The organism is Atlanticothrix silvestris CENA357, assembly GCF_016056295.1.
Classification (GTDB): domain Bacteria; phylum Cyanobacteriota; class Cyanobacteriia; order Cyanobacteriales; family Nostocaceae; genus Atlanticothrix; species Atlanticothrix silvestris.
The window spans coordinates 170,765-183,279 of record NZ_JAECZB010000001.1 but is presented as its reverse complement, the minus strand read 5'-3'; the positions used below and the strand labels follow the sequence as shown (position 1 = coordinate 183,279).

Below are 12,515 nucleotides of genomic sequence, written 5' to 3'. Positions count from 1 at the left end.
GTGATGAGTCTAGTGCTGCTAACAGAAGTGCCTTGCGCGGGTTCCCCGCAAGTCAACTAACAACTGACAACTGACAACTGACAACTGACACGCATAGCGTAAATAAAAAATTAAGCTTTGGGAGATAATTTTGGAACGCACATTCTTAGCAATTAAACCTGATGGTGTACAGCGCGGACTAGTAGGTGAAATTATCCGTCGTTTTGAAACTAAAGGTTTTACCCTAGTTGGTTTGAAGTTTCTTAAACCTAGTCAGGAATTGGCTGAACAACACTATGCTGTTCATCGGCAAAGACCATTTTTCGCTGGTTTAGTCGAATTTATCACTTCTGGGCCAGTGGTGGCGATGGTATGGGAAGGTGATGGTGTAATTGCTGCTGCGAGAAAAATGATTGGTGCAACAAACCCCTTAACAGCAGAACCAGGAACAATTCGTGGCGATTTAGGCATTAACATTGGTCGCAATATTATCCACGGTTCTGATGCTCCAGAAACTGCAAAAAGCGAAATAGGTCTGTGGTTTAAAGAAGAAGAATTAGTTAATTGGCAACCACACTTAACGCCTTGGTTGCACGAGTAAATTAAAAAATTGAGCATGGGGCATTGGGGCATGGATAAGAAGGGCAAAGGGGAATGGGTAAGGGGGAAAGGGTTTATTTCTTCATCCTTTACCCTTTAATCTTTTCCCAAGATTGTTGCTCCTCTGCCTCCCCTGCCTCTGTTCTACTCCCTAGTTCCTACTTCACTTTTTTCCAGTTCTACTTGGGGTAATTCAATTAAAGTACGCTTGGAAAATCCCCAGCCTAAAATCAAGAAAATGGCAGCAATCATGATCCATTCTGGTGGTACTAAATCATCGTTTACCACTTTTATTAATAGGCGCAAGCCCACTAACGCTACAGTTATATAACCTGCGTCTTCTAAGTTTTCAAATTCATCTAGCCAACGGATAAACAATCCCGCCATAAATCGTAGGGTAATAATCCCAATTGTTGCTCCCGTCAAGACTAGCCATTTTTCTTGAGAAACAGCGATCGCAGTTGTCACACTATCCAAAGAAAATGCTAAATCTGTGAATGCAATCACCGGGATCGCTTGCAATAAGGAGTTAAAACGCGGCCCGTGATGATGCTCGTCATTGCTTTCTTGTGAAGTAAAGTGTTGGAATACCAACCACAGTAGGTAAGCCGCACCTAATAGCTCAAACTGCCAGAATTTTTGCACCCAAGTAGCAGTCAAAATTAAACTAATTCGTAGTACATAAGCAACGACTAAACCAAAATTGAGGGCCCGACGCTCAAGTTCTTTGTCTTCTAATCCTTGGGCGATCGCAGCGAGAGCGATCGCATTATCAGCAGATAGCACTGCCTCTAAAAAAACCAGGATCAACAGGACTATGGGGGCTTCAACGTGAAAATTAAAGTGAAGATAATCAAAAATACGGTCTAGCATTCCAGGTTTCTCAAGCAGGGAAAATTAAAAATTAACAAAATCACTAATTTGATATAACAAAGTGCAATAGATTGCTACTTTTATCCAGCTTAACGCGTGGATAGTACATTCCCAAGAGTTTGGAATCTATGCGATCGCCGAATAATCAGTTAGATAAATATCTAATAAGGCTTCTTTTGAAGATTGCTACGGATGGCAAGCGAGAAAACTCACTATGAACTATATCTTCTATACTGCAACTTTTTATTGACGAAATATTACTAACTAACACTCGAAAAACTAAGCTTCGCTAGAAGATTCATTCACTGATAATTGTAATGGCTTTACGATTACCCGACCATTTTCAACTACAGTACAATTTTTTACCAAACTCTTGCTGTTGGCGACTGGTACAGCTTGACACTGATTTTGATGGGAAATATTTTGCTCATGTTGTTGGTTAAGAACAGCAACACAACAGGCACAAGAAGCAAGGGACATATCAGTTAATTTGAGCTTTATATCTATTATTGCACTGCTGATTTGACTAGCACAAAATTTTTACCAGTTTTCAATCAAGTTGAATACAGATCTTGGTAGGGGTGCAAAGCGTTCTTTACCGTGTAGTATATACAACCGAGAATCTTTAGGTTTCAGCATAAGTTATTGCGTATATGCAAGACTGTGAATGTAAGAACTTGCTTTAAACTTTGTCACAGCCTATTTTGATGCATCTAAATTAAGGAATAGAGGAAAGCGGTACAAATTCCGCCCTACTTTTCTTGATGCTCAAACAAGTTTGAAAATCGTAGACAGTGGGTTTTGTCAATGAAAAAATTGTTAAGATACCTGAGTTTTGGTCTGCTATCTACGTTGCTAACGGCTACTCCTGGAATAGCCGCCGATCGCATTAGCTTTTTCTATCCTCCTTTTGGGGAATTTTCCTTATCTGCTGATTCCTTGGAAACATTTGCTAAAGAAGGCAAAATCACTGATGAGTTAGCATTGTACGCTAGCCGCGCCACTCCCGAACAGCTGGCTCAACTGCGGGAATTACTTCAGCAGCGATTTAATATCACTCCTACCTTGGTATCTCAGTTTACCTACTCTCCTATAGGTGAACAGGTGGTGCGACGTTTAGGCGAATTGCTTTTAAATGACTCTCGCCAAAATGGTTTTTACGCTTTGCGGAGTGCTTTGATTATAGCTGCTGCCGATCCACAAGGCTTGACTGTTGTCAATGTACTGCGTAAGTTTCCCTCCTCCACTGTGCGACTTAATTTTTCTGAAGGGATACAGATAGTCAATAATTTCTCAGAATTGCTGAGAACTAGAGATGCGGTTGTAAGTTTTATTCAAAGAGAGGCGATCAAAGAAACGCTCATAAAAGCTACCACTGCCAACGTTAATTTCGCCTTCAAGCCAGATTTACGCCAGCCAGGGCCATTTGATTTGCAAAAAATCAGCTTTCCTCTCAATGATGTTAAACGCGATCGCCGTTTGCCAGTAGATCTCTATTTACCTGTGGCCAAATCACAAACCACACAAGACTTACCTTCAGCACCTTTCCCCTTAATTGTAATTTCTCATGGTCTAGCCTCAGACCGCACTGCTTTTACCTACTTGGCTGAACATCTCGTATCTTACGGTTTTGCTGTCACCGTGCTAGAACACCCTGGTAGTAATGCCGAACGTTTTGAACTATACTTTGCCGGCTTGGCAGGGCCACCAGAACCCTTAGAATTTATTAACAGACCTTTAGATGTCAAGTATGTACTTGATTCTCTCCAGCGTTTAGAACAGATTGATCCTGCTGTTCGGGGTAAATTAGATTTCCAAAAAGTCGGGGCAATTGGTCACTCATTTGGTGGTTATACTGCTTTGACTTTAGCCGGAGGACAGATTAACTTTGCTCAATTGAGCGAAGACTGTAATCCCAACAGATCCTTGAATCTATCTTTATTTCTACAGTGTCGTGCTGATGAGTTACCAGAAATAAATTATCCGCTACAAGACGATCGCATTAAAGCAGTTATTGCCATTAATCCTATTGACAGTTCTGTGTTGGGACAAGCTGGAATTAGTCAAATTAAAGTTCCTACCATGTTGGTGACAGGCAGTCAAGATATTTTCGCCCCAGCAGTACTAGAACAAATTCGCCCTTTTACTTGGCTTCCTAACCCCAATAAATACTTAGTCTTAATTGAAAATGCTACCCACTTTACCGCTATCGATGAGCTAGATGCTGAGAGCGATGTATTACCAGTGCCATCTACTTTACTTGGCCCAGACCGCACTCCAGCTTATGGCTATATTAAGGCGCTGAGTGTGGCTTTTTTAGAAAGCCATCTCCTCAACAAACCTGAATACCGTGCTTATTTACAGCCATCTTATGCTCAATACCTGAGCCAAGCTCCTCTCAATCTCAGTTTAATCCAGTCACTAACGGCAGAGCAGTTAACACCAATAATAAAGGGGTCAACTTTCCGTTCTGAAAAACTATCACAACCTCAATTAACTACAACATCGCCTTAATTTATATCAGGAGGCAGAGATCTGGGGGGAAAAATATTTTTGATTTAGTCATAATTACTGCTGTGGCAATTTTGGGTGTGTAGTTGAGTACTTTGCTACTATTCCAGAAATCTCTGGGTTGTAAAGTCTCAGATAATTCCAATAATTACCAAATACTTGCCGCACGTAATTTTTGGTTTCGTCAAAGGGGATTACTTCCACAAACTCATCTGGATCTTGCGTAGGTATTATTTGCAGCCATTTGGCGACATTACCCGGCCCAGCATTATAACTAGCGATCGCTAACAGGGAGTTATTATTATACTGCTGGTGAGTATGATCTAAATACCACGTACCGAACATGATGTTTTCGTTGGGATCTTCTAAATTAATGGTTTTGCTATTTGCTTTGATTTGCGGAGCTATCCACTCAGCTGTACTTGGTAATACCTGCATTAAGCCAGTAGCATTAGCCACAGATTTGATTTTAGGCTCAAACCGCGACTCTTGACGAATCAAGGCTGTTACTAATAGAGGATTAAGTTGACGTTCTGTAGACCACTTTTCAATTTTCTGGAGATAGGGGAAGGGATAACGAGCTTGCCAGTAGGTGATTTGTTTGCTCAAAGCTGCATATTGAGCTTTTCCTTCTGCGGTTTCTTGGTCTTCCACCTTAGAAATAATGTCAATTCCTGAGAGATTTTCTCCTTTGGCTAGTCGCATTAAACCTTCGGTAAATTGCTCTGCTACCGTAGGCTGCTGTTGATTCTGAAATTCTGTTTCCCATTGCAACCAAGCATCACGATCTTCCCCTAGCAGGTACAATTCTTTAAAGGTTTCCGAACCCGCGGTTGGTACTGGACGCTGACGTGGAATTATTTCTGGTGTCATTTGACGCACAGTATTAAAGTTCCCGACATTTAACCCTAGAGTTGCTGCCGATCGCCATGCGTAGTAAGAATAAGGAAACTGACTGATTACATACTCATAAGCAGCTTTCGCATCTTCTTGTTTCCCTAGGCTAGTAGCCCACTTGCCTACCCAAAAACCTGCTCTGGGAGCCAAAATGCTGTTAGGGTTATTGGTAGTAATTGGCCCTGCCCATTTCCACGCTGCGGCATAATCCTTGGCTTTCGCTTTTTCTTGGGCAATTTTCCAGCGATACTCTGCTGCTTCGTTAGAATTTTTATATTTAGTGATCAGTAGCTCCCAAGCTTTTTGAGCCGACTTTTGATCATTAAGGCCTTGGAGAATTTGGGCTTGTGCTACTAATGCTTGGCTAGCTTGTTCGGGAAATTTGGTAATTACCTGGTCAAGATAAGGTATGGCATCTTTACGGTTTTTTGCCATTTCTGCCAAACGCAACAAAGCAGTTCCAGTTTCATTAGCATCGGGAAACTTCTGCACCAATAGATTGTAAGTGGCGATCGCCTGTTCTCGGTTTTTGCCACCTACTTGCAAACCCCGTCCCGCACGGTAGAGGTTGCGGGGTGTTTGGGGTGCTTTGGCGTAAGCAGTCGCAGCTTTGGTAAATTGATTGTTCGCCCAATAAGCTATACCAACAATTTCCCAATCTTGGGGTTTCAGATTTGGCTGCTTGACTAGCTGATCTAATACACCGACTATTCCTGGTTGGCTATAGGCATATTTTGCCAAAATTAACTGCAATTGCGGCTGATTGGGATTTTCTTGCAATCGCTTGCGGATAATTTCCCAGGTGAGGGGATGGGAAGGAAATTGAGCGATCGCCATTTCGTGTTGCTGTGGTTGAGCGATCAGATACATCGCTTTCACAGCAGCTGGCTCTTTGGGATATTGTTTTAGCACCCTTTGCCGCAGATCTGAAGCTTTACCCGCCTCGCCTAGCATGTCTTGTGCTTGAGCCTGTTTTAGCAAAATGTAAGGCGCTAAGACAGGATAGTCTTTTTCGAGTCCTTCCAGTAGAACCAGCGCTTTTTTGCCTTGGGTTCTTTCAATGTAATCACTTGCTAACAAATAACTTGCCCTGGCTCGATCTAGGGAGCGAGAATTTTGGACTATCTGTGCTAGTTTCTCGGCCCGTTCTACTGGTGATTGCGATACTAAAGGAAAGACGGCTGATTGATCTTTAGCTGTCTCTGATAGTTGCTCAGGCTGATTTTTACCAAACCATTGTTCTAGGGATTTTCCGATTTCAGGCGCAGACACCATTGCTCCCGCTGAAAAGGCAAACAACGCTGCACCAGCAATCAAAGGAATTTGTTTGTTTTGTAATTTCTTCAGCATGAATACCCGCTGAAAAGTTGCAATGAATTTCCTGAAACTCTAGCATTCCTGGACATAAGTGTAATCAGTTTTTGAGTTGAAATTTTTCTTTTCTAAGGAACAGTGCCAGTACTTAATTTTTAGTCCTGCGGATTAATGTATTTTTAAGGCTTTGTAGCTTCTAACAAAGAGTGAACTGTTTCTTGTGAACATAACATACAGAAAATTAAAGATGCCAGTTTTACTTACGCTATGAGGGTCAGTTGTCAGTAGTTAGTTGTCAGTGGTTAGTAGTCAGTTGTTTCTTTACTACTGACTACTAACCACTGACAAAACTAAAATGCAACATTTACGACAACATAATTTTTGCTGTATCCTAATTTTTGTTTACAAAACGAGATAATAGATATTTAAGAAACTTAACTACTGAATCTACTTATGTATCATTCTTAGGCATGGAGGTTACTACAGAGATGACACTTGAGTATGGGCTTGATAGGAAAACTCTAGATGGACGCTATAAAATCCTGAAAAAACTAGCTGAAGGCAACTTTGGGGAGACCTACTTAGCGATAGATGAGAAACGTCCTAGTAAACCTATATGTGTAGTTAAGCGACTTAAGCCCAAGTATACCCATCCCAAAATACTAGAACTTTTTGAGCAAGAAGCAGTAATGCTAGAGAAATTGGGTGAACATCCTCAAATTCCGCGGCTACTGGCTCATTTTACTGTCGATAATGAACTGTACATTATCCAAGATTATGTAGAAGGACATACGCTCAGAAAAGAAATTATACGGGGAAAGCCACTGAGAGAGCGCGTTGTCACAAAGCTGTTGCAGGATATTTTAGAAGTACTGGTGTTTGTTCATCAACATAATGTAATTCACCGAGATATCAAACCAGAAAATGTGATGCGATGCAAATACAATGGCAAGCTTTTTCTGATTGACTTTGGCTGTGTGAAAGAAATTGGCAACTTCTGGATGAATCTTCAGAGGGTGCTTAATTCCACTATGTTTATTGGGACTCCAGGTTATGTACCCAAAGAGCAAGCCAGAGGTAAGGCTCGCTTATGCAGTGATATTTACGCTTTAGGCATGATGGGTATTGAAGCCTTGACAGGAATTCCCCCCTATCTTTTACAAGAAGATTCCCCAACTGGACAACCTCTGTGGCGTGATTATGTGCGGGCCAGCGATCGCTTTGCCGATATTCTAGACACAATGGTGTGTGATAATTATAACGCTCGCTATCCGTCAGCAGTTGAAGCATTGCAAGCACTCACTTCAACTTCAGTGTTATCGCTATCACTGCCGTTGCTAATTTCATCTTCATCATCTCTACCGTCAAACCCCAAATCAACAATCAAAGAGCAATCTGCTCTCAATTCGTCTGAGTTAACTCAAATTGAATTAGAGACGGTGATTTTACCTCTAGAGCAATTTGAGTTTGAGACTGCGACTGTAGAGCGATCATTTACTTCTACAGCTACTTATGACATCAACCGTAGTCGCCAAGCAACTCAAGGCTTTACCGAAAACTTAGGCAATGATATCACTTTGGCGATGGTATCTATTCCTGGTGGGCAGTTCCTGATGGGTTCACCAGACGATGAAGCAAAACGATTTGATGCTGAAAGTCCTCAGCACCTTGTAACAATTAAACCTTTTTTCATAGGTAAATTTCCAGTTACCCAGGCACAATGGCGGGCTGTTGCAGAACTTCCGTTAATTAACCGCAATCTTGATCCTGAACCGGCTAATTTTAAAGGAATAAACCGCCCGGTAGAGCAAGTTTCTTGGGACGATGCAGTAGAATTTTGTGCCAGGCTGTGTCAAAAAACAGAGCGAAACTATCGACTTCCTAGCGAAGCCGAGTGGGAATATGCTTGTCGTGCTAGAACTACTACCCCTTTTCATTTTGGTGAAACTCTCACTCCTAACTTGGCAAGTTATAACAACAACTCTACTTACAGCGCTGGAGTTCAAGGAACAAATTATGGCCAAACTATTCCAGTGGGCAGTTTTCCGGCAAATGCCTTCGGATTATACGATATGCATGGGCTAGTTTGGGAATGGTGCGCTGATCATTGGCATGAAAATTATAAAGGCGCACCTTGTGATAGTAGTGTGTGGTTGTCTAAAGATGACAGTCAGTCGCGTCTGATTCGAGGGGGTTCTTGGAAAAGTTCTGCAAGGTTGTGTCGGTCTTCATATCGCAGTTGGAACCCCCAGGATGGTCGAGGTAATATCCTCGGTTTTCGGGTTGCAGTTTCTTTTTAACCTAAAAATTTAGTTATTCTGGTAATCCCTTAACTTGTATCAAATCCAATCCCCGTTCAAAAATTTCATCAATTGGCAACATTTCACCATCAGTAGTCATAAATTTATGGTCTTTTGTTGCCCGAATTATTGAACCATCATCTAAACAATATTCAAAAACTTCTTGTTGACCACGATTATGCCACTGTGCGACAGGTTGCGTATAAACATTGCCATTACTATCAACACTGTACACCGTGCATTCAATATTTTTTTCTACAATTTTCCCAATAGGCATTAAGCCATATTCTACTGTCAATACTTCCGTGTCATAACTTAAGCAATATTCAGCAAATTTCAACATTTGCTCGAATAATTCATCAGCTACTTGTTTCTTAACCCCATTTTTGGCTGCTCCATCAACAAATTTTTCTCGCTGTTTTTGCATCTCCGAAACTTTCTTTTTACCCATTGCACGGCGTAGCAAATCAGCTTGCCCTAGAGTATATCCAGCCATATCTTGAGCAATTTTCATAATTTGCTCTTGATAGACCATAATTCCGTAGGTTTCATTCAATACTGGTTCGAGAATAGGGTTTTGATAATCAATTGCCTCCCGCCCATGCTTACGGTTAATAAATTTAGGAATTAAACCCGCATCTAATGGGCCTGGTCGGTAAAGTGCCAAAATCGAAGAAATATCTTCTATATTAGAAGGCTTCAAATCTCGTACTATTTGACGCATTCCAGAAGACTCTAATTGAAATATTCCTTCCAATTCACCTGCTTCTAAAAGTTCATAAGATTTTTGTACATCTTTTGGTAAAGTGCTATGTTCACCTTTCGCTAATATCTTCTGAGCTTTCCTTTCTTGACCTGTAATTTCATCAGGGTCAATACGATAGCCATTGGTTTCTTCAATTAAATCAATAGTTTTTTGAATCAATGTCAAGTTACGCAAGCCCAGAAAATCCATTTTCAACAAGCCCATCGATTCCAGATCTTCCATGAAATACTGGGTAATCACAGAACCATCATTATTTCTTTGTAGTGGCACAATTTCATCGAGTGGGTCAGCAGAAATTACGACACCTGCGGCATGAACACCAAAAGTTTTGTTAGTTCCTTCAATTCGCATTGCCATATCGAGCCAATGGCGAACATGAGGGTTATTGTCATATCTTTCTTTAAACTCTGGTTCAGGAGTTTCATTAGAAATCATCACCTTGAGTTTAGTAGGTTTACCCCGCACTACAGGAATTAATTTTGCCATTTTATCGGCTTCGCCATAAGGAATATTCAACACTCTGGCGACATCTTTTAAAACAGCTTTAGATGTTAAACGGTTAAAAGTAATAATTTGAGCAACTCTATCTTTACCGTATTTTTCAGTTACATATTCAATAACTTTATCTCTTTTTTCAATGCAGAAATCTGTATCAATATCAGGCATAGATTTTCGTTCTGGGTTCAAAAATCGCTCAAATAATAATCCATGATGTACTGGATCAATATTGGTAATTCGCATTGCATAAGCGACCAAAGACCCAGCCGCCGAACCACGGCCTGGCCCTACTGGTATATTATTATCTCTGGCAAATTTGATATAGTCCCACACAACTAAGAAATATGTGGAAAAACCCATCTGCTGAAGCATTTTAAGTTCGTATTCCAATCTTTCCTTGTAGACTGGATCAACTTCATTGCGGGATTTGCGATTTAATCGTTCTAAAAGTCCTTGCCAAGCTACTTCTTCGGCGTAAGTATCTGGAGTGTGGCCAGAGGGAATAGGAGGAGTAGGAATTTGAGGCTCACCCATAATATGGTAAGGCTCGACTTTATTGGCAACTTCTTCAGTAGTAGCTATAGCCTCAGTAATTACATCATCTGGCAAATGATCGCGGAATAACATCTGCATCTCTTCAGCAGATTTGAGATATTCGGTGCCGCTGTAACGCATCCGATTATCTTCAGCAATTAACTTACCAGTTTGAATACATAACAAAGCATCATGTGCTTCAACGTCAAAACAAGAGATAAAATGAGAATCGTTTGTAGCAACAAATTTAATTTCTAGTTCTCGCGCAATTTTAACAATTTCTACATTGACAATTCGGTCTTCTTGAGAGCCGTGGTCTTGAATCTCTAGATAAAAATCATCACCAAATATGTCTTTGTACCACTTAGCAACTTTACGCGCTGCATCTGGCCTACCGCTAAGAATTGCTTGGGGAATTTCACCACCTAAACAAGCACTAGTGACAATCAAACCTTCATGATATTGTTTGAGCAAATCTTTATTGATACAAGGGCGAGAAAAAATTCCTTTACCTTGCACACCCTGGAGATGAGAAATAGTAGTTAATTTAACTAAATTTTTGTAACCTTTAGTATTTTTAGCTAAAACGACTTGATGATATTTAGGACGGCGTTCTTGTTTTTCAATATCGCCGTTAATAATATACATTTCGTTGCCAATGATTGGCTTAATATTCTTACTACGACAAATCTTGATTAACTCAACAGCACCATACATGACACCATGATCCGTAAGGGCGATCGCTTTTATGCCTAGTGCGATCGCTCGATCTACCAACTCTGGCAGTTGACTTGCTCCATCGAGCAAACTGTAGTCACTGTGAATATGTAATGGCACAAAGGACATATACGTCTCCAAGCACAAGCCAAATATATCTCTGGGGGTATCCCTGGTGAGTACCCCTTTGAGTAGGATTTTGTAAAGCAACGGGATCTTAGATTAACTTGTTTGCGAAAATTTCACTTCCGAAATAGATGTTTTAATAGCTACAACAGTTAAATTACTTAGAATCTAGGAATAATCATGATACTGCCCCTTATAAAACAATGTCTGCGTTGTTTATTTCCCAAGTTCTGGGGATACATCTCAATCTGAGACAACAGTTAATTGTTATTCTTACATCCATTTTGACATCGGTAGGTGCAACAAGTATTCCAATTTTGCTTTTGTAGGCTTGGCCACGCAATTAGGAACTGTAGATTGGCTTTTGGATAGCTGCCGCAATGCAATTAAGTCGGTCGGCGTAAATAATTATTGCTGGGATAAAGCAGGGCAGGGAGCAGGGGGAGAAAGAGTTTGAGCCTTATTTACTTTTATTCACACAGTTTGGTTTTATTGCACTGACTTACTTAGTTTTATTGACAAAATGACCGTCAATATATTAATAGACGGCAAAAAGCCACGTTCTTGACGAGGCTTAGTTTAATGGCTGAAATTCAGTGCAGCTGGGTTTGTAAATCTAATGCTGTTGAGGCCCCTTCGCATCACATTCCCTAGTCCAACAACGTTTGAGAAGCTTAATTCGCCAGCCGTGGGCAAAGCGGCGGGGATTCAATTCTAATTGAGAATCGCCACTAAACAAGGGTTGATTAAGATACTGCCAAATAGGAAATTTAATTTTCTTGTGTTGTGCGGTCATAGGAAGAACAATTTAATATGAAAGCGTGGCAGCAGTAGTTGGCATTTTGTGTAAGAATTGCCAATTACTGATTTTCTAGTTCAAGATGACATGTTACTGATTCAGTTGTCTTGGTGGCAATTGCGGAATCTTACTTAAATATTTCTGCCACATTCGCTAGACTAACCGTTAAGTGGAAAGTTCCCAATCAAATTTTTGCTATCGAAAGTACGTAGATATACGGTAAATGGCATCAGGTTGATTTTATTCATCAGTTGATGGTCAAAACGGGAGTAGGAAGGGGCAAGCTAATGAGGATTAAAATTGCCTATAACTAGGCCTATAGCCGTTTACTAAAAGTGAATCATCCTGAAAAAAGGCATGATTATTTTAACGTGAGTTCGATGAGTATTGTTCTGACCTCTCCCCCAGCCCCTCTCCTCGTAGGAGCTACGGTGTACACACAAGTCTGATAACCTTATCCCGTATCGTTCCGATCCCCCCTAGCTTAAAAAAGGGGGAACTAGAATCAAAGTCCCTCTTTTGAAGGGGAGCTACTGCGCTCTTGCGGTTCCCCGACTTGTAGCAAGTGGCGTGGATTTAGGGGGAGCAAACCACATTTTGT

Annotated in this window: 9 protein-coding genes; 4 read left to right on the top strand and 5 right to left on the bottom strand. The window is 40.8% G+C overall.

Annotated features, from left to right (window positions below; translation table 11 throughout):
* Nucleotides 1-130 precede the first annotated feature (130 nt).
* Entirely contained in the window at nt 131-580 is a 450-nt protein-coding gene (ndk, locus tag I8751_RS00850) for a nucleoside-diphosphate kinase (RefSeq protein ID WP_214437273.1), read from the top strand.
* A 143-nt stretch (nt 581-723) separates the two neighbouring features.
* On the opposite strand, the gene I8751_RS00845 is transcribed toward ndk, so the two are convergent.
* Together I8751_RS00845 and I8751_RS00840 are read right to left on the bottom strand one after the other, a co-directional pair.
* On the bottom strand, nt 724-1,452 hold the full coding sequence (locus I8751_RS00845; RefSeq protein WP_214437272.1) for a TerC family protein: 729 nt from the start codon (nt 1,450-1,452) through the stop codon (nt 724-726).
* Nucleotides 1,453-1,731: 279 nt separating this feature from the next.
* Complete coding sequence (locus I8751_RS00840) at nt 1,732-1,932, bottom strand: hypothetical protein (protein ID WP_214437271.1); 201 nt, start codon at nt 1,930-1,932, stop codon at nt 1,732-1,734.
* Between the two features lie 327 nt (nt 1,933-2,259).
* Between I8751_RS00840 and I8751_RS00835 the strand changes: the two genes are divergently transcribed.
* The gene (locus I8751_RS00835) at nt 2,260-3,966 is read left to right on the top strand and encodes an alpha/beta hydrolase (protein WP_214437270.1); all 1,707 of its coding nucleotides are present in this window, start codon (nt 2,260-2,262) and stop codon (nt 3,964-3,966) included.
* Between the two features lie 54 nt (nt 3,967-4,020).
* Here the strand turns inward: I8751_RS00835 and I8751_RS00830 are convergent, their stop codons facing one another.
* On the bottom strand, nt 4,021-6,210 hold the full coding sequence (locus I8751_RS00830) for a transglycosylase SLT domain-containing protein (protein WP_214437269.1): 2,190 nt from the start codon (nt 6,208-6,210) through the stop codon (nt 4,021-4,023).
* Between the two features lie 452 nt (nt 6,211-6,662).
* Between I8751_RS00830 and I8751_RS00825 the strand changes: the two genes are divergently transcribed.
* Nucleotides 6,663-8,474, top strand: a complete 1,812-nt coding sequence (locus I8751_RS00825; RefSeq protein WP_214437268.1) for a bifunctional serine/threonine-protein kinase/formylglycine-generating enzyme family protein — start codon at nt 6,663-6,665, stop codon at nt 8,472-8,474.
* A 13-nt stretch (nt 8,475-8,487) separates the two neighbouring features.
* Here I8751_RS00825 and I8751_RS00820 read toward each other — a convergent pair whose 3' ends face one another.
* The gene (locus tag I8751_RS00820; protein WP_214437267.1) at nt 8,488-11,118 is read right to left on the bottom strand and encodes a DNA polymerase III subunit alpha; all 2,631 of its coding nucleotides are present in this window, start codon (nt 11,116-11,118) and stop codon (nt 8,488-8,490) included.
* Nucleotides 11,119-11,318: 200 nt separating this feature from the next.
* On the opposite strand from I8751_RS00820, the gene I8751_RS30165 reads away from it, so the two are divergent.
* Nucleotides 11,319-11,444 (top strand): cation:dicarboxylate symporter family transporter, encoded by a 126-nt coding sequence (locus I8751_RS30165; RefSeq protein WP_318780273.1) that lies wholly within the window; start codon nt 11,319-11,321, stop codon nt 11,442-11,444.
* Between the two features lie 287 nt (nt 11,445-11,731).
* Here the strand turns inward: I8751_RS30165 and I8751_RS00810 are convergent, their stop codons facing one another.
* Nucleotides 11,732-11,911, bottom strand: a complete 180-nt coding sequence (locus I8751_RS00810; protein WP_214437266.1) for a hypothetical protein — start codon at nt 11,909-11,911, stop codon at nt 11,732-11,734.
* Between the last annotated feature and the right edge of the window lie 604 nt (nt 11,912-12,515).